This is a genomic window from Coleofasciculus sp. E1-EBD-02 (assembly GCF_040218245.1).
Classification (GTDB): domain Bacteria; phylum Cyanobacteriota; class Cyanobacteriia; order Cyanobacteriales; family Coleofasciculaceae; genus Coleofasciculus.
This window is the reverse complement of sequence record NZ_JAVJQN010000091.1, coordinates 1-18,841: the sequence shown is the minus strand read 5'-3', so window position 1 is coordinate 18,841 and position 18,841 is coordinate 1. Positions and strand designations below refer to the sequence as shown.

The following is an 18,841-nucleotide window of genomic DNA, read 5'->3' as shown; positions in this document are numbered from 1 at the left end:
CCCTCTCCCAAGCTTGGGAGAGGGGAGCAAGAGGGGAGATTTAAATCGTTAAACAATGCGTTTTAGAACCCAGCGAACCCAATCATCAATACCGTCCATTCAATTAATCCCTATGCTCAATGTGATCATGGGAGTTCTAGCATTTTTTGTAATGACTTCCATGCTGTTAACCACTCAAGAAGGCGTCAATGTTCAACTGCCTAATACTGAAAATACTCAAACTCAGCCGCCGGAAAAGCCCACTCCTTTAATCGTACAATTGAAGTCACAAGGACAACTGGTCATCGGTAATCAATCCGTCAGCCAAGAGCAATTGTTTGAGCAAATACAAACCTATTTATCCCAAAATCCTCAAGGGGTTATCTTCTTGCAAGCCGATAGTCAATTGCCCTACGAGCAAGTGATTCAGGTATTGGCTCAAATGCGGGATGTGGGAGGCGATCGCGTTTCCTTAGCTATTGAGAGTGGAACTTAAATTCTTTGAGAAACTAAAAGGAGAAATCATCTAAACTAATAACGGCTGTTCCCGATTCATCTTGTGTGGGGATGAGTTGGATAAAGCCCTTAAAATCATTTTTTTCTACACTGTAAATTATCCCCTCTTCTCCCAAAGGAAACACTTGAGGAACCTTAAAGCCCTTTTCTTTAATTTTGCTTTCAATTTGATCGCCTAACTGTTCGGTAGCTTTTGCATAAACCGTTCCCAAATAATTATATTTACCATCGCCTAATTTTTTCTTGACACCTTCACTTAATTTTTTTTCGTACTCACCTGCAATAATAATTTGTTCTACCGTCTCTTTTAATTCCCGCTCTTCGGCTGTTTCCGCTGCTAACTCAGGTAAATCTGCCCGGTCAAGTTGTGTTTCCGAGAGAAAAATTATAGTATTTTCTCCATTAAAAATTAAGTGCAGATATTGAGATATATCATCTTGAGACACTTGATAAACTTTGAAGTCAGGTTCATCTATACTCGGATTAGCTAGAGTATAATTGCGCTCAGGTAGTTCCTTGCCATAGTATTTAATCACCTGACCTAAGGGTTGCTGGATATGACGAGCCGATGTATCTGCCTCTCCAGTAAGTTCCCCTAACGAACCTATCGCCGCCTCTTCCGGAAACGGAAAATTTGTCAGGAATTTTTTCAGCGGATCTTCCACATTGTCATCATTGGGATCAATTCCAGAATTTATGGTCTGATCAGTATTTTTTGTATTTTTTTCTTCAATCGTCTGAGTTTCATCCTTAGAACTAGAGGGTGATGGAGAGGGTGACGATTGAGGATTTTCCAAAATTCCTGGAGAAAATTCAATTGTAGGACTAAGATCAGGAGTCGGTTGGATAGGGTCAGGAAATGAGTTAATCGTAGGTTGACTAGAAAAGGCTGAGACGAAAGGAGTCGGTTGATTTGGCGTTGGACTCGTTTCCCCTGTGGGTTCCTCAGCGGAATTTACTGAAGACTCAGGTGATGTAGAAAGAGAAGGTAACTGTGTCACCTTCACTTGTTCTTCGGGTTCCGACTTTTCCCAGGTAGAAGGTACGGGTAGAATTAGTACAATACCGTGCAACACCACAGAAATCAGCAGCATAGGTCGCCACACCTTCTGTACAGAAGTCGGTAAGTTTTTCAGCAACTCAGGCGATTTCATACAAGCCTAGTTAAAAGCAGCAAGGATTTAATCTCAATTGAGTTTCATTTTGACATATTGGAACTCGGCGGATTTTCAGCCTGCTTAACCCATTTGTCGTATAAATCAGGGCGACGTTCCCGGGTTCTCTGAATCTGTTGGTCTTTGCGCCACTGGTCAATTGCCTGATGATTGCCCGATAATAAAACATCTGGGACGTGCAAACCGCGAAATTCAGCAGGGCGTGTCCACTGCGGGTAATCCAATAATCCGGCTTCAAAACTTTCTGATTTAAGGGATTCCACTTTCCCCACGGTTCCAGGACGTAATCTCACCACCCCATTAATTAGGGCGAGTGCGGGAATTTCACCGCAGGTTAAGACAAAATCCCCTAACGATACCTCTCGCGTCACTAAATGTAAGACTCGTTCATCGACACCTTCATAATGTCCACAGATGATCACAATCTGGTCATAACCCGTCGCCAACTCCACCAACAGAGGCTGGTTCATCGGTTGTCCTTGGGGCGTCATTAAAATCACCTCTCGTCGAGGTAATGTGGGCAACGACTCCACCGCCGCAAAAATTGGTTCGGGTTTCATTAACATCCCCACGCCACCCCCATACGGTTCATCGTCAACCCTTCGGTGTTTATCGGTGGCAAAATCACGAGGATTGATTAGGTGCACTTGGGCAATTTGTTTGGTCAATGCCTTACCCAGCAGTCCTGACGCCAGGGGAGAGGTAAAGAAATCCGGAAACAGGGTGACAACATCAAAGCGCACAAGAATTGGGTAGCTGTTAAGACAAAAAGGGTCAATAGTAACTCATAGTATAGGTAATTATTGGTATAATTTGCCATGATGATGGGGAAACAGCCGATTTCCTCTGAACGGCTCAGTGTCGTGAGTGAGCCTTCTTTGGCAGCTAAACAAGTGACCATTTCCATCGATTCACCGTATCGAGGCGGATGTAGCGTGCATCTGAATCAAAGCCAAGCGCGATGGTGTTTAGTTGTGGAGAAGCTTGCCCAGGACAGCCTCAACCAGTAGTTGAGCTAGAGTCAAAATCGTAATAAAGTGACAGTTCTAGCCAAGCGCGATACTCAAGTATTGAACTCACCTTATGCCCGAACTCGACATCGACAGTATGCTGCAGTTAGACTCTCAATTCCAAGCGACGACAATGCCTCAATCGACAAAAACCGCCATCATTGTTATTGGTGGTGCGGAAGATAAAGTTCATGGACGGGAGATCCTGCAAACCTTTTTTCGTCGATCGGGTGCAGGTGAGGCGCGAATTGCGATTATTCCATCGGCGTCGCGAGAACCCGCGATTATTGGCGATCGCTATCAGCGGATTTTTGAGGATATGGGGGCTAAGGAGATTAAAGTCCTGGATGTGCGCGATCGCGCTCAAGGATCGGATTCCTATTTACAAGAGTATGTGGAAACCTGTACGGGTGTATTCATGACCGGTGGGGATCAACTGCGTTTGTGTGGTTTACTCTCGGATACCCCGTTAATGGAAAAAGTCTGCCAACGGGTACATTTAGGGGAGATTACCTTAGCGGGAACCAGTGCAGGTGCGGCGGTGATGGGTCATCACATGATTGCTGGCGGCGGGAGTGGTGAATCCCCGAATCGCTCTTTAGTGGATATGGCAACAGGTTTGGGAATTATTCCGGAAGTGATCGTTGATCAGCATTTTCTGAACCGGAATCGCATCGCCCGCTTAATTAGTGCGATCGCCACTCACCCGGATCGCTTGGGGATCGGCATCGATGAAGATACTTGTATCATCTTTGAGCGAGATGGTTGGTTACAGGTGATGGGCAAAGGCACGGTGACGATTATTGATCCCGGAGAACTGTCTCACACCAATCAAGTGGATATTGGCAGCACCGATCCCATTAGTCTACATAACCTCCGAGTCCATATTTTGTGTCATGGCGATCGCTATCATGTCTATAAACGAGCATTAATGCCCATCAATAATGTATGACGGCAAGAGCAGGGATGTAGAGACGTAGCATGTTACGTCTCTACGAAGGTCAAAAATCGCCAATCGTTTCCAAAAAATGTTTATGATGAACAGTTTGATGGCTTTGAACAGTCGGAAACTAGATAAGATGTCCCATCCACTCAAAACGGGTGAATCCAATCAGGGCAAGAGTAGACTACTCCCCCGATTACGTGGAGGACTTCTGAGAACTGGCAAAAATGTTGAGACACTGTAAGTCGCGATACTTGAGAAGTCTACGCTCTAATCTGGAGATCCAGGGTAGGAGGATGTCACGTAATGTTAAAGAAATTCCTAAAATAGATTTTGCACAATCGCTAGTTTGTGCCTCCTTGCCGACATTGTGAACCATCCCCGATTTCATCACTAACTATGAGAATTCTAAAAATCCAGACGTTACGCGGTCCCAATTACTGGAGCATTCGACGCCACAAACTCATTGTCATGCGTCTTGATTTGGAGGAACTCATCGATAAACCCTCCAATGTACTTCTGGGATTCTACGAGGGACTGGTAGAGACGCTACCCAGTCTAGAAGAACATTTCTGTTCTCCGGGTGTTCGGGGTGGGTTCTTAAGTCGGGTCAAAGAAGGCACGATGATGGGGCATATTATCGAACATGTGGCGCTGGAACTCCAGGAACTGGTGGGAATGCGCGTTGGGTTTGGTCGGACTCGGGAAACCGGGACAGCCGGAATTTATCAAGTTGTTTTCGAGTACATTGACGAGCAGGCGGGTCGCTATGCGGCTAGGGCGGCTGTGCGCTTGTGCCAAAGTATTATCGATACCGGAACTTATCCGCAACGGGAGTTAGATCAAGACTTAAAAGACCTGAGCGAACTCGCTCGCGATGCGGCGTTAGGACCGAGTACCGAAGCCTTGGTCAAAGAAGCCGACGCCCGAGGCATTCCCTGGCTTCCCCTAAGTGCCAGAGCCATGATTCAGCTTGGCTACGGGGTGCATCAGAAGCGAATTCAAGCCACCTTGAGTGATTACTCCGGAATTTTAGGGGTGGAATTAGCCTGTGATAAAGAAGGGACGAAGCAGATTTTGCTTGATGCGGGGGTTCCGGTTCCCCGAGGCACAACGGTGCTTTATTTGGACGAATTAGACAGCGCGATCGAGTATGTAGGCGGTTTTCCGATCGTGATTAAACCCCTGGATGGTAATCATGGGCGGGGGATTACCATTGACATTCGCAACTGGGACGAAGCCGAAAAAGCGTATGATCGCGCTAAAGATATTTCCCGTGCGGTGATTGTCGAGCGCTATTATCCCGGCTTTGACCACCGCGTCTTGGTGATTAACGGGAAATTTGAAGCCGTCGCCCAGCGGATTCCGGCGCGTGTGATTGGGGATGGTAAGTCCACGGTTGAGGAACTGATTGAACGGACGAATCGCGATCCCAATCGAGGAGAGGGTCATGATAACGTCCTGACGAAAATTATCGTTGATCATACGAGTCTGAGCATCTTAGAACGTCAGGGTTATAGCTTGGATACGGTTCTCAAAGAGGATGAGGTCTGTTATTTACGGGCAACGGCTAATCTGAGTACGGGGGGTGTGGCGATAGACCGCACGGACGATATCCACCCGGAAAATGTTTGGTTAGCGGAACGGGTGGCGAAAATTATTGGTCTGGATATTGCTGGCATTGATATTGTTACGCCTGATATTACCCAACCCCTACGGGACATTGACGGTGTGGTGGTGGAAGTAAATGCTGCACCAGGATTCCGGATGCATGTCTGTCCCTCGGAAGGCTTACCGCGCAATGTCGCCGCCCCGGTGATGGATATGCTGTTTCCACCGGGACAAGCCAGTCGGATTCCCATCCTGGCGGTGACAGGGACGAATGGGAAAACCACCACCACTCGCTTGCTTGCCCATATCTATAAGCAAACGGGTCATGGGGTTGGGTATACCACCACCGATGGGATCTACATTGGCGATCATCTGGTCGAACAAGGAGACACGACTGGACCCCAAAGCGCTCAAGTGATTCTCAAAGATCCCACGGTTGAGGTGGCGGTATTGGAAACAGCACGAGGTGGGATTCTGCGATCGGGGTTAGCCTTTGATACCTGTGATGTGGGCGTTGTCTTAAATGTCTCGGCGGATCATTTGGGCATTGGTGACATTGATACCCTTGACCAGATGGCGCATCTTAAGAGTGTAGTGGCTGAATCCGTGAGTCCAGCAGGTCATGCCGTTCTCAATGCTGAAGATCCTCTAGTCATGGCGATGGCACAGCGCGTCAAAGGTCATGTGGCGTTTTTCTCCATGAATCCCGACAACGAGGTGGTGAAAGCGCATACCCGACAGGGGGGTTTGGCGGCGGTGTATGAAAATGGCTACCTGTCCTTAATCCGAGGCGAATGGACGCTGCGGATTGAGAAGGCGGAACATGTCCCTGTGACCATGCGGGGAATGGCACCGTTTCAAATTGCGAATGCCTTAGCCGCGAGTCTCGCCGCCTTTGCTCAAGGGGTTCCGATTGAGGCAATTCGTCATGCGTTGACCACATTCCGGGCGTCTGTGGCGCAGACACCAGGACGGATGAATTTATTTAACCTAGGTGAGTACCATGCCTTGGTGGATTATGCCCATAATGCTGCCAGTTATGAAGCCGTGGGTGGCTTTGTCCGCAATTGGTCTGGGGAACGGGTTGGTGTTGTCGGTGGACCAGGCGATCGCCGAGATGAGGATTTCATTAACCTGGGACGACTCTCTGCGGACATTTTTGACCGGATCATTATTAAAGAAGATGCGGATTTACGGGGACGTCCCAGTGGTGACGCGGCGGAGTTGATTCGCAAGGGAATTCTGGAGACGAAGCCGGATCGGGAGTATGAAATTATTCTCAATGAAACCGACGCAATTAATACGGCGTTAGACGGCGTGGCGTCCGGTGGTTTGGTGGTGATTTTCCCGGAAAAGGTGAGTGGGACGATTAGCTTGATTGAGGAACGACGCCCTCTGCCAGAAAATGGTTATCAGCCTGTGGGTGAGACTCAAGCGGATTTAAAGCCATCGGTGGCGAATCCTAGGTGATGGGAAGGGGAGTATGTCAGGTTTACACGTATAGCAATCCTATTTAGGTTGTGGCAATTTTCAAAAATGAAACCCTTGCTATACCTGGGTTTCGAGCATTTCGCTTGTTGCATCCTATTTAGGATTGCCGACTGGTGTGGCACAGCTAAAATTGTGGGATAGGTTTTATGGTTAAATTGGGCGCACGTCGGTTAAATTGGGCGCACGTCGGTTAAATCGGGCGCACGTCGGTGCGCCCCTACGGTTTCTTTGTCATAATTCTCAATCATCAAATATATAGCAGTACGCTCTCGCGTAGTTACAGTACAAATGTTCTAAAGCACTCCTGAAATTGGAGGTACACCCTTGAACGGATTTGGACTTTGGCATAATGGCACAAACAGATACTAGCAGCCTAGATTGGAAGTAGAACCGTCAGACATAGTTGCACCACACAAGTTTGCACCTGATAAATCCACATCATTCAATTTTGCCTCACTGAGATTGGCATTGCTTAAATCTGCACCGTCTAGTAAGGCATCTTCCAAGTTGACCCCTGTCAAGGTCGCATTTCTCAGGTTCACATTACGTAGGTTAGTGTAAAATTTTGTCCCTCTGTTGCTAATAGGAAAACCAATTGCAAGATCAAGCAAAAATTCACCAAAACTGTAATTACCAGGTATATCCTGCAAGCGAATTGAAATATCGCTGAGGTTTGCTCCTTGCAGATTTGCTCCTTCTAGGTTGGCTCTTTCCAAGTTTGCACCTTGAATGTTGGCATCTTCCAAGTTGGTATTTCTTAGATCAGCATCTTGTATCAAAGTAGGTGCAATCAATTTGGCTCCCTTGAGATTAGCCAGTTGTAGATTAGCACCTTGTAGATTCGCAGCACTCAGGTCTGCACCTTCCAAGCTCGACTCAGTAAGCGAGGCTAAGGTGAGATTACTTCCTGTGAGAACCGCTTCAGCGAGATTAGCTTGGCTGAGGTTCGCGCCAACCAGGTAAGCTCTCACAAGTGTGGTATCTTGTAGATTGGCTCCTTGCAGACTCGCACCTTCCAAGTTAGCCTCATTTAAATTAGCACCAGCCAAGTCAGCACCGCGTAGATCACACCGTATACATTCTTTAGTTTCTAATAATCGCTGTACTGGAGAAGAGGAATTTGAGAGAGTGTTTACTTGGCTCTGGGATAAGAGTTCTGCGGATGTAGGAGTTAGACTGAGTTGAGTGTTTAGAGAATTTGGGAGGTTTTCATTGGTGAGAATTGTCAGAAATTTGGTGCGATTGCCTTGATTGGAATCGGGTTTCACAAGGTAGCCAAATTCTAACCTGTGAACTTTATTCCAAATTTGGTAATTCTGAGCAAAGACAGTCTCAAAAAGGATTTTAATCTCTAAACTGGGAAGTTGGTTATCCAAAAACTCAATGGGTTCTCCTTCTTCATCCTCCAGGTATACAGTCAAACTTTCTTCTGTTGCCACTACCTTGCACTTCCCACTTTGATTACTATTGCCAGAAAGTAAGGAACAGCCAGCCTCTTCACCACTGCGTTCATCTAAGGGAATGGGAATTTCCAGTCCTTTACATTGAGAATTGAGGGGGAATTTTGAGCAAAGAATGTATAGTTCCCGCCGAGAAGTTTCTTTATTCTGAGCAGATGTAGGATAGGCAATGAGGATGGAAGCTAAAAGTATGACAGATGCAATTTTCTTATGTTTCATGGAATGTAGCCTGTTGAATACTAGTATCAGGTAATTTATCATAACCACTCTAGAAGAGCCAAGAGGATTTAAGTATGATACTACAAGTTGTTCTAGATTTTTATTGCCCAGTCTTTTATTGCAACAATTGCTAGGTTTAACAAATGAGCTGAATGTCTCATTAATAGCATCAATAAATCGTCTTTTCATTTGCCGCATTTTCGTATTAGCAGGATGCTGTTGAGCTTTGATGGCTAGCTCTGCCTGAGTTCTTTATTGAGTTGCTGATTACCCACCATAATATCAAGACACTCGAATCCCTATAACTCGGGTTGATCAAATCATCTGCTTTGATCTAGTAGTCGGGTCAATGGTGAGACGATTATGCCAAACTCCCGTTTTTGTTACAAAACTTAACACTATTCCCTGCCGATGTCCGCGTTGTGGAAAGCTGGCGATCAAAACTCGGTTAACGTCATATTTCAATGGTAGTACGCGAGTGACTCTGCGTTATAACAATTGTTTTTATTATCGCAAATTGGAAAAAGTCGGTGGTGGCGGCGGTGGTGGTTAAACTGATGTGCCACACCAGTAGGTTGGGTTGACCCAAGGAAATCTAACGGAATATAGGGTTATCGTATCACTGACCTTCAGTATTAAGTTTTGTTTCCAAAATTCCTCTTTGGCATAAAATAACCCTTAACCGTCAGAATTAATAAACGAAGGTTGAGCAAATAAAGAAGTACTATCCGTTACTATGACTCGAACTCGCTTATTTCCCCCTCGCTTATTTTCCCAACTCATGCTGACGGTTATTCCCAGTTCCTTAACTATTGGTATGAGTGTTGTTGGGTATGCCTTCCCGGCATTTGGTGTTGGCTTCTTTGGCGATACCATTGACGCAAAAGTAAATGATGTACTTAACCCCAACTCACCTCATATTGATAGTTCAGCTACTGTCGGAGATGGGGTCGAGTTCACTAGCTCATCGTTATTTGGTCGCAGCTACTCGTTAGATATTGCAGAGTCCTCATTTACCTTAACCATCTCCAAGCCCTTCCCCGCCGGGAATTTTACAGGCATCTTTGGGTCAATAGTCTTGGACAATATCGATAAAGAGATTACATCTGTAACATTTGATAGCGCGGCAAGTAGTACATTTAGTTTCGGCTTCCCGCTTGCAGTTGACTTGAGTACACCAGGTCGAGTTGTATTAAATTGCACTCCTCATATTCGATGTGATGCCAATACCCCAACCTCAGCATTAAGCCACTCCTTTACCTGGAATGTAGCGTTTGCTACTGATGATATTTCCCCAAAGCCAGTTCCAGAACCCCTAACTATAATTGGTTCAGTAACAGCACTAGTGCAAGAAGGCAGAAATAACTGAACAGCTAATATCTCCCCCAGCTTCCCCAGCTCCCCCAGCTCCCCCAGCTCCTCCACACCTACAAAGCTGCTCACATATTTCCGCCGCGCTGCACTAGGCTTTGGAGTATTACTCAAGCGAGAGCATTGCAAAAAGAAAAACAAAAGCTAAGTCAGAGGGGTGACTCTCCGGCTTAGGTTAACAGATCTACGCCTATCAACAAAACCAGCCCATTCCAGGTTTTGGCTTTACAAAATTTTACGTCGAGTTGGGCAACAAAAATTTCTCTTTGGCATAAAATTACTCTTGACAATCAAGCTAATTACCAGGGAGTATGTTACCTTGACATACGCATACGCTTGGCACTAAAACAACAGGGCAGATCAAAGCCTGTAAATAGGGTGTTCATTGTGTGATTATAAACACTTAGTTGCCAACCTAATATACATTTAGTTACCACATTAGATAGATGTAAAGGAAAACATGAATAGTTTAAAATGGAAAAACCTCAAAAAATTAATATTAACAAGAATTCTAGTAGTTTTCAGTACCATAATACCCCTATCTGGAGTTAAGCTGTCATGCATTTAAATTGGGTATTAGTAGCGAGCAAGATGCTCGTACTACCATGCTTTCGCCATTATTGACATTAAGGTTTAAATGCCGAACAGCTTATGCTATGGCAACAATGGTGATAATGGAAAGGAATTGTGGAGATTTGACGGCATTTCTGCTTCTTTAATACAAGATATTAGACCAGGACACCGAGATTCATTCATACTTTTTTTGACTCCGTTCAATGGCGAACTATTTTTCGCTGCTACCGATGGCACTAATGGATGTGAGCTTTGGAATTTTGATGGCACTTCTGTTTCCTTAGTAGCAGATATTAATCCGGGCAAGAAGGGTTCCTTTCTAATAATTTTACCCCCTGGCATTAGACCATAAAAACACCCCTTCAGCCCAAAAAAGGAGTGATACAGAGGTGAGGAGCGATCGCGACTTTCCCAAAAAATTGAAACACTGTCTGGTTGTGGGTTTGACGGGTTTTGGGAGTGCGATCGCCTAAAAGTACACTTTGCCTTTAAATAATTTATAGACTCTCAATATCAAAGAGAAATTAAAGATGAATTTTAAAAGACGAATTGAACATTGGTTTAATCAGAATTTTGATGTAGTGCAACGCCATAAATTTAACTGGGAGATTAGACCCAAGTCTGCTCAAGGTTGTGTTTCTAGCTGTTTAATATTTGGGCTGATTTTTTGTGCATTATTTTGGTTCACAATCAAATTTTATTCGATTGTGTTTTCGCTCGTAATGACTCGCTTAGGCATTGCACCAAGTTTAGGAATCCCTTTAATCATTACGGTTTTTTTCGGATGCTTCATCAACCTGCCGCTCTATCTGGTATTACAATGTCAGGGTCGCAGATACTATAAATTACTGCCAGTATTGATATCGCTTACACCCGGTTCTTACATCCGTTCTTACATCGGCTTAAATGTATCAGGCGGTTTGATTCCCATCGTTTTGGCGCTCTATCAATTTCATCGCACTCAACCTTTAGCTATTTTAATCGTGATGACAATTGTTGCACTGATTAGCTATTTTTTTGTCACTGTATTACCAGGAATAGGGATTTATTTGACTTTCTCAGGTTTTTGGATTATAACACTCATAGCTGTTTTTGCATCAATGATATTCATAGCTGCTTTTACAGAAATGGGATTAGTGACAAGTGGTGTTGCTCGTCTTGATGTTCCAGTTGCTTTTGCTGGAGGTGTCTTAGGAACAACTATTGGGTGTGATCTACTGCATCTAAAAGATCTTCATGTTAATAGGGTGGCAAGTGTACTAAGTATTGGTGGTGCTGGGTTAGACGATGGAATCGCCAAGTGTGGTATTTCTGCTTTAATTATTGCTGAATGGCTTCCGGTTGTCGGTGAATTAATTTCCTTTAACTGAGGTTGTTCACTACCTCAGTGCTTGAGGAGGTAATGGTAATTTTCGCCCACCATTGCTTTTCTCCACAACGGATGCCCGACAAGGATTACAAAACTTCATACAGTGCCGTTTTCTTCTGTGGCATTATCCTAACGGTTTAGCACACTAAGTACGGAAGACCCGTCTTTTTTGGCTTGAGTCAGGTTTTTGCACTGGCTAGCATAGGTGGGTGCTGGTTTATCGGCTGGTATGATGTACTCATATTGAAGCGAACAAGCGTTAACTTGGCGTGGCACTTCAGTTTAACCACCACCACCACCACCGCCGCCACCGCCGCCGCCACCGCCGCCGCCACCACCACCGCCACCACCACCGCCACCGCCGCCACCGCCGCCACCGCCGCCATCACAACCACCACCGCCACCACTACAGGGGATAGTTACTTCAAATTCGCGATGGTAAAAACAGTTGTTACAATCCAGAGTCACTCGCTTTCTACCCTTATAAGAGGTTGGATAAACCAAGACTTGAGACCGAGTTTCGAGCGCCAGCTTTCCACAACGCGGACATCGACGGGGAAGAATTTTCATGATGGCTATACCAATAACTGGCAAACTCCAAAGCATATAGACGAAAAATTCTTGAATATCAAACCTAAATTGCTGCCATTGAGGTTTAGGAAGATTCAAAACCGATGAGGGAAAAATGATTTGTACTTCGAGTTCATCCCCAGGTGGCAATGCTTGACTGGCGACAAATTCAAAGGTTTTACCATCAAGAGTGCGACGAGTAGCGGGAATTCCATAGGATGTGTAGCTTTTGACTTGACCTGAGAGGACTTCGGGTAACTGAACGGTAACTGTACCTGATAGAACAGGTACTTGGCGCTCCGCAAAAATGGCTTTCCAGTAAACCTGGGTTTTGTCACCATTGACTTGTATCCCACCGATAACCCGATACTTGAGTACAAAAACATGAGATTCAGGTGGGTTGAGAGGATGTTGCCAGCGAATCCAAAGTTGATTGTTTTCAATTCCTGTCGTCGTCGCTAAACGTTCCCCATTCTCTGTAACTGTAACATCGGTAATTTCATCCACCTTGTTCAGAGGGATGTAGCGATATCGTTCGTTGGTGTAATCATCGGTAAAAACATAATGCTGTGTTTCTGTCACCCACATATCACCATTGGGTTGAACATCCATTTCTACATTGATGGAATCCCAGTAGAAGGGAATGTCTGATGCAGTTGAATGGGTGATGGGAATTAGAATCGTCACGAAAACTGCCATGATTACAATGGCGATTCGGTGAAGTTGTCGAGACTTAAACATAATCCGAGATTAATTGATCTCAAGCAGCGAATAACACACAGTACTTACGCAGCTACACCACAGATGGTGGTAAAGGTGCGTTACGCTTCGCTAACACACCCTACTCATAGAGTCTTTGCGTAAGTCCTGACACAGTAGGGGTTGGGTTACCAAACCCCTTCTATGGTTCTATTCGTCCCAGAAACCACTTTTTTCTGCACAAGGGTGAGAAAATGGGGAGGAAATCAGGAATAGTGTTAAGCTTTGTAACAAAAACTGGAGTTTGGCATAATTGTCTCACCATCGACCCGACTACTAGATCAAAGCAGATGATTTGATCAACCAGAGTTAAAGGGATTCGAGTGTCTTAACATTATGGTGGGTAAGCAGCAATTCAATGAAGAACTCAGGAAGCTAGCTATAAAAGCTCAACAGCATCCTGCCAATACAAAGATGCGGCAAATAGCGCTAACCCGGTTAGTCAATGCCATTCAGCGTTCCGGTCAACTTTGTCGTCCCTATTCGGGTCAGTTTCCTGGCTTGTATGAGGACATTTATACTTCTGCCTGCAATCGCACGTTTCTTTATATCTGTCAAAATATTGATGGGTATGAGCCGAATCGGGGAGAAGTAATAGCGTGGGTTAATTTTATCATGAAAAGACGATTTATTGACGCGATTAATGAAATATTAAGCTCCTTTGTCAAACAAAGTCATTGTTCGACTAAAAGACTGTGGACTGAAAACCTAGAACAGCTTGTAGAATCAGAATTAAATCCTCTTTTATCCTCAGAGATCATCTTCTGGATCAAAGAAGATCCAGACGGTCTTTTTCAAACCACACACATCTCGAATCATACAGAGGTAAATTTTCAATATTTAGTGATCAAGAGAATTGAAGGATATTCATGGCGAGAATTATCCGAGCATTTAAAAATCCCACTGTCAACTCTCAGTCGATTCTACGACCGCTGTTTGACTCGGTTTTCTTCCCATTTGCGAGAATATTTGTATTAATTATATTAGGAATTAGTTCAAACCATTAATCATGAATGAAATAGTAACAAAATCAACATTCAGTGTGGCGTTAACTCAATCCGTACATCGTCTAGCGAACCAGTTGGCGAAACAGCAGTCTAATCCCGAAAAAATGGAACAAATTTATCTCAATACTTTAACTGTACATGCTGTAAATTTTTACTGTCAATGTATGGGAATTGAGACAGATTTACAAGAAATAAATAGCCGAAATTTAGTGAAATCAAATCCTCCAGACGTTGCCGATTTATCACTCAAAAAGCTAGGGACGCTAAAGTGCCTTCCGGTAGGCTCAGAGTCCCAGGTGGTTAAGATTCCTTCTGGGGTTAGGAAAAACCCGATTGGCTATTTAGTTGTGCAGTTCAATGAATCCCTCACAGAAGGAACATTACTGGGATTTGTCAAAACGGTGAAAACACCAGAGTTACCGTTGATTCAGTTAGGTTCTCTGGAAGATTTCTTAGACCAGATAGAAACTCTGATGACACTAATCAACTTAAGCCAGTGGTTTGAGAATATTTTTGAAAAAGGGTGGCAAAATTGTACCGAAGCATTTAAACCCTCAGCACTACAAACCGCATGGCGTTTTATGCCAAATCCAAGTCAAGTCACCCCTTTTTCCCATAAAAATAGGCAAAAAAGAGATGAAGGAAGTTTTCCAAGTCAATTGGGGATGAGGAAGCCTAGAGTAACAGGGCTTAAACCCATAAACTTAGGTACAAACCAGACGGATTACGCCCTAGACTTAGTTGTTAGTTTAACCGAAGCCGTTGAGGAAAAAATTGACATTGAAGTGCAAATTCATCCCCGCGATCGCGAAACACTCCCCCTGGGTCTAACCTTGAGCATAATTGATGAAACCGGACAAGTGTTTTCTGAACGTTCAGCCGAAATCAATTCAACTATGCTCACCAAACGATTTCGCGGTAAACTCAAAGAACAGTTTACGCTAAAATTATCTTTGGCAGAAGCCAGCTTCACCGAAAACTTTGCAGTCTAACGGCGTCGAGAGTGAAAGGAGTCAGCAATGGGTCGAGCGGTATATTTAACCCTTGATGGTGACTTAGACAGGGGAATTCGAGTCATCCTGGAATGGGGGGAAGAAGGTTACTCATCCGAAGGGAGAATTAGCGGACGTTTACTGGCTAACCCTGAGATTACCCAACTCTATCAACATTGGCAGACCAATTATCGCCAACTTGAGGAAATTTACCGCAGACCCCGCTTAGAAGAACTCCCTGATTACAATACCTCTAGAGAGGACTGTCAACAATTCGCGGATCAGTTGAAAGAGAAGATCAACCAATGGCTCAACGCTACATCCAATGAATTTTATCGCATTCGGGAGAATTTAGCCGTTCAGTTAAATCACTATAATGACATTCGCGTCTTGATTCAGACTGACAACCCTCAGCTTCAGCAATTACCTTGGCATCTCTGGGATTTTTGGGAACGTCAAGGTTCTGTTGAGATTATCTTAAGCACGTTTGAGTATCAGGCAATTCGACAGAAACAACTAAAAAACAAAATCAGACTCTTAGCGGTTTTCGGCAAAAATGATGGAATTAATATTACCTTTGACAAACAAGTTTTACAGAAAACACCGGGGATAGAGTCCTGCTTGCTCCCGGAACCGACACGGGAGCAGTTAGAAAATAGGCTTCACGATGAACAAGGGTGGGATATCTTCTTCTTTGCAGGTCATAGTTATACGGAAGGGGATGGTAGCACAGGTAGACTTTATCTGAATGAAACGGAAAGTCTGACCGTTGATGAGTTACGAAATGCCCTCTCAACTGCTATAAAAAAACGTTTGAGTTTAGCTATTTTTAATAGCTGTGACGGGTTAGGGTTAGCCCAGGTGTTAGCGGATTTAAAGATTCCCCAAGTCATTGTGATGAGAGAACCCGTACCCGATGAAGTCGCCCATAAATTCCTGACCTTTTTTATCGAGAAATTTTCCCAAGGAGCCTCCCTCCAAAAGGCAGTCAATACCGCCAGAAAAAGACTAGAATCGATAGAGGATCGACTGCCTTACGCGACATGGTTACCCGTGATGTATCAACATCCAACTGCCGCTTCTTTTACCTGGACTCCACCAAGGAATAAGTGGCAAAGGCTTGGTTTAAGATTTGGCTTGGGATTAGCCGTCGTTTTATCTACACTGATGAGCCTTGATAAACTTGCCATAGAACCCGGGAGAACTTGTCCTGCCAATCAGGGAGACTTTATCAGTTGTGGAGAAGAAATTTTGCTGCAACGTTTACCCCCACGCTTAAAGGAAAGGGGCGTCGAATTATTGGCGGAATCGAAGTATACAGAAGCGATTGAGTTGCTTAATAAATCATGGCAGAAAGAGAACAGAGACCCGGAAACATTAATTTACTTAAACAATGCGCTGCTGCAAGCTAAAGGCGCAAAATTCTACACCATTGCTGTTGCCGTTCCCGTGATTCAAAGGCAGAATGAATCTACATCCGTAACCGATTCAGAATTAGCTCAAGAAATATTAAGAGGCGTTGCCCAATTACAAACGGAAGTCAATTTGGGACTCTTTGAGGGTAAGGAAAAACTCGTTGAGAACTTTCCCGGCTATAAGTTTCTGCCCAAGCAAGCGATTAAGAATCAGATAGGTCTGAGAGTTGTTATAACTGATGATAGTAATGATACAGAAGCCGCCAAGCAAAGGGCAAAAGCACTGGTGAAACAGCAAGAGATTCTGGGTGTTGTCGGACACTACACTAGCGAGTCAACGGTAGCCGCGATTGATGTTTACCAAGAAAACAAATTGGTCGTGATATCTCCGGGTACGACTACTGAAGAACTGACAGAAGAGCCGAAAGATGTTTTTTTTCGGACTGTTCATAGTAATCGAGTGGAAGCCAAGTATTTAGCTGATTACCTACGTAACGAAGCGGGTCAAAAACAAGCGGTTATCTTTTACAATCCTAATAGCCCCTTCACCAGCTCGCTGCGACAGGAGTTTGAAACTAGGTTTAAAGAGAAGGGCGGAACGGTTGTTAACGTAAAAGAGTTTAATTTGTCGAAGAAGAATTTCAATGTCGAAAAAGCTATTACTGAAGTCAACCAACAAGCTGGGGAAACAGCGCTGGTTTTACTTCCAGATGGTCAAGTGACGGATTCTCTTTTCCATGCCATTGATTTGGTCAAGGTTAATAATGGTGATAATTGGATAGTAGGAAGCTGGTCTCTCTACGGTCCAAAGAGTCTCGCCATTGCCGATTTAAAACCCTTTGACAAGTTCGTTTTGTTTTCTCCCTGGCTTGGCTTGAGTAGCCCCAATCAAGAATTCATTCAAGACGCTCGTGATTTGTGGGGAGGAGAAGTTAGTGCGAGAACAGCTCTCACCTATGATGCGGCTCGTGCCCACAAACAAGCTTTAGTCATGCAAGATAAACCAACACGCATGGGTATGCAAGAAACATTAATGGCTCCTGATTTTAGCGCTGAAGGAGCAACCGGAACCATTAAATTTGAACCGAATGGTAATCGCTGGAATCCGCCAGGATTATTAGTACAGGTTGCACCCTGTAGTAACCGACATTACGGTTTAGCATTTGTTTCCATTGAGTCTCCCTATTGTCGGTAACCCGATTAGTTAGAGCGCATCTAACTAGGATCTGCGGCAGGGAGTATTGACACAATCACAGAAGCAACAGGACTTACTAGAGAAATTGAGGAACTGTAGCGCTTCTAGATGAAACTAGCGCTTATTGGAAGCGGGTTAAATTATAGTAGACATTATACCCACCAGTTTTTTGGGCGAGGTAATATAGACATAGCTGTTCCAGAGTTATGGATATGATTTCGGATTCTAATGGGCAAGCGGCTATCATTCGTACAGAGAGGGGACTAACGATCTCAGGAACCCGTGTTACTTTATATGACGTGATGGACTATGTTACAGAGCAATACCCACCAAAGTTCATCCGTGCCATGCTGAGTCTTACAGATGAACAGCTAAGTTCTGCGCTATCTTACATAGATTCCCATTGGACTGAAGTTGAAGCAGAATACCAAACCATTCTCAAAGAAGCTGAAGAATTGCGACAGTACTATGAACAGCAAAATCGTGATCGTATTGCTCACATTGTTGCAAAACCCCCAAGACCAGGCACAGAAGCAATTCGGGCAAAGCTTCAAGTAGAACGAGCCAAGCTTGAATCGCAAGCATGAACATTCTGGTTGATCATAATTTACGTGGACACTCTGTACTCCTTGCAGGTCGTCTTGCTGCAAGTGGCTGGCTTGAACTAATTTCCATTCACTTTATTCTCTTTGAAGAGGTAGGGTTAGAAGTTAGTAGTAGCGATCGCGTGGTTTGGCAATGTGCCCAAGCTAACGAGATGATTTTACTCACTGCTAACCGAAGCATGAAAGGAAAAGACTCGTTGGAACAAGTGATACGCGAAGAGAGTACCCCAATATCGTTGCCTGTCATCACAATAGGAAATATTGATCGGTTGCTTGTTGAACCGGAGTATCGGGATCGTTGCGTTAATCGCTTGGTCGATATCATCGTTGACATTGAAGACTATCGAGGTTCAAGGCGAATTTTCATTCCCTAATGCAGTTACAGGCAAGAGAGTAAGCTTGCATTATCACCACAAGTACGGAAGACCCGAGATTTTTCAGGGTTAACTAACAGTCCGTAAATATCTAGACAATTAGTGACATAACTAGACATTTTCTATGATATAGTCAGGCAATGTCTAGTTTAACCCCCCAAGAAGCAGCCACTCGACTAGGTGCCACGGTCTTGCACTTTGCACTGA

Annotated in this window: 16 protein-coding genes; 12 read left to right on the top strand and 4 right to left on the bottom strand. The window is 44.4% G+C overall.

The window, feature by feature from the left end; translation table 11 throughout:
* Window positions 1-55 precede the first annotated feature (55 nt).
* Complete coding sequence (locus RIC07_RS14760) at window positions 56-475, top strand: ExbD/TolR family protein (protein WP_446395192.1); 420 nt, start codon at window positions 56-58, stop codon at window positions 473-475.
* A 13-nt stretch (window positions 476-488) separates the two neighbouring features.
* On the opposite strand, the gene RIC07_RS14755 is transcribed toward RIC07_RS14760, so the two are convergent.
* Both RIC07_RS14755 and trmD read right to left on the bottom strand, forming a co-directional pair.
* Complete coding sequence (locus RIC07_RS14755; RefSeq protein WP_446395191.1) at window positions 489-1,649, bottom strand: hypothetical protein; 1,161 nt, start codon at window positions 1,647-1,649, stop codon at window positions 489-491.
* A 44-nt stretch (window positions 1,650-1,693) separates the two neighbouring features.
* Entirely contained in the window at window positions 1,694-2,413 is a 720-nt protein-coding gene (gene trmD / locus RIC07_RS14750) for a tRNA (guanosine(37)-N1)-methyltransferase TrmD (RefSeq protein WP_446395190.1), read from the bottom strand.
* A gap of 75 nt (window positions 2,414-2,488) precedes the next feature.
* Here trmD and RIC07_RS14745 point away from each other — a divergent pair, with 75 nt between their 5' ends.
* The 3 genes from RIC07_RS14745 to cphA all read left to right on the top strand — a co-directional run bounded on the left by RIC07_RS14745 (window position 2,489) and on the right by cphA (window position 6,704).
* A complete protein-coding gene (locus RIC07_RS14745; protein ID WP_446395189.1) occupies window positions 2,489-2,680 on the top strand; it encodes a hypothetical protein in 192 nt (63 codons plus the stop codon).
* Between the two features lie 97 nt (window positions 2,681-2,777).
* A complete protein-coding gene (locus tag RIC07_RS14740) occupies window positions 2,778-3,632 on the top strand; it encodes a cyanophycinase (RefSeq protein WP_446381613.1) in 855 nt (284 codons plus the stop codon).
* A 390-nt stretch (window positions 3,633-4,022) separates the two neighbouring features.
* The gene (gene cphA / locus RIC07_RS14735; protein ID WP_446395188.1) at window positions 4,023-6,704 is read left to right on the top strand and encodes a cyanophycin synthetase; all 2,682 of its coding nucleotides are present in this window, start codon (window positions 4,023-4,025) and stop codon (window positions 6,702-6,704) included.
* A 386-nt stretch (window positions 6,705-7,090) separates the two neighbouring features.
* Here the strand turns inward: cphA and RIC07_RS14730 are convergent, their stop codons facing one another.
* Entirely contained in the window at window positions 7,091-8,404 is a 1,314-nt protein-coding gene (locus RIC07_RS14730; RefSeq protein ID WP_446395187.1) for a pentapeptide repeat-containing protein, read from the bottom strand.
* 736 nt (window positions 8,405-9,140) lie between these two features.
* On the opposite strand from RIC07_RS14730, the gene RIC07_RS14725 reads away from it, so the two are divergent.
* The 3 genes from RIC07_RS14725 (at window position 9,141) to RIC07_RS14715 (ending at window position 11,718) form a co-directional block, all read left to right on the top strand.
* Window positions 9,141-9,773: a PEP-CTERM sorting domain-containing protein gene (locus RIC07_RS14725; RefSeq protein WP_446395186.1), complete on the top strand. Its 633-nt coding sequence runs from the start codon at window positions 9,141-9,143 to the stop codon at window positions 9,771-9,773.
* 639 nt (window positions 9,774-10,412) lie between these two features.
* Entirely contained in the window at window positions 10,413-10,700 is a 288-nt protein-coding gene (locus RIC07_RS14720; RefSeq protein WP_446395185.1) for a hypothetical protein, read from the top strand.
* Window positions 10,701-10,878: 178 nt separating this feature from the next.
* Window positions 10,879-11,718 carry a DUF1614 domain-containing protein gene (locus RIC07_RS14715; protein ID WP_446395184.1) on the top strand — a complete coding sequence of 280 codons (840 nt, stop codon included), beginning with the start codon at window positions 10,879-10,881 and terminating at the stop codon, window positions 11,716-11,718.
* A gap of 281 nt (window positions 11,719-11,999) precedes the next feature.
* On the opposite strand, the gene RIC07_RS14710 is transcribed toward RIC07_RS14715, so the two are convergent.
* Window positions 12,000-13,028 carry a DUF2207 domain-containing protein gene (locus RIC07_RS14710; RefSeq protein ID WP_446395183.1) on the bottom strand — a complete coding sequence of 343 codons (1,029 nt, stop codon included), beginning with the start codon at window positions 13,026-13,028 and terminating at the stop codon, window positions 12,000-12,002.
* A gap of 354 nt (window positions 13,029-13,382) precedes the next feature.
* On the opposite strand from RIC07_RS14710, the gene RIC07_RS14705 reads away from it, so the two are divergent.
* From RIC07_RS14705 to RIC07_RS14685, 5 genes are all read left to right on the top strand, one after another.
* Complete coding sequence (locus tag RIC07_RS14705; RefSeq protein ID WP_446395182.1) at window positions 13,383-14,024, top strand: sigma-70 family RNA polymerase sigma factor; 642 nt, start codon at window positions 13,383-13,385, stop codon at window positions 14,022-14,024.
* Window positions 14,025-14,055: 31 nt separating this feature from the next.
* Complete coding sequence (locus tag RIC07_RS14700) at window positions 14,056-15,045, top strand: DUF1822 family protein (protein WP_446395181.1); 990 nt, start codon at window positions 14,056-14,058, stop codon at window positions 15,043-15,045.
* A 27-nt stretch (window positions 15,046-15,072) separates the two neighbouring features.
* A complete protein-coding gene (locus tag RIC07_RS14695; RefSeq protein ID WP_446395180.1) occupies window positions 15,073-17,655 on the top strand; it encodes an ABC transporter substrate-binding protein in 2,583 nt (860 codons plus the stop codon).
* A 212-nt stretch (window positions 17,656-17,867) separates the two neighbouring features.
* Window positions 17,868-18,242, top strand: coding sequence for a DUF433 domain-containing protein (locus RIC07_RS14690; protein WP_446351400.1), 375 nt, complete (start codon window positions 17,868-17,870; stop codon window positions 18,240-18,242).
* Window positions 18,239-18,634 carry an ACP S-malonyltransferase gene (locus tag RIC07_RS14685; protein WP_446351401.1) on the top strand — a complete coding sequence of 132 codons (396 nt, stop codon included), beginning with the start codon at window positions 18,239-18,241 and terminating at the stop codon, window positions 18,632-18,634. Before RIC07_RS14690 ends, RIC07_RS14685 begins: the two co-directional genes overlap by 4 nt.
* The last annotated feature ends 207 nt before the right edge of the window (window positions 18,635-18,841 follow it).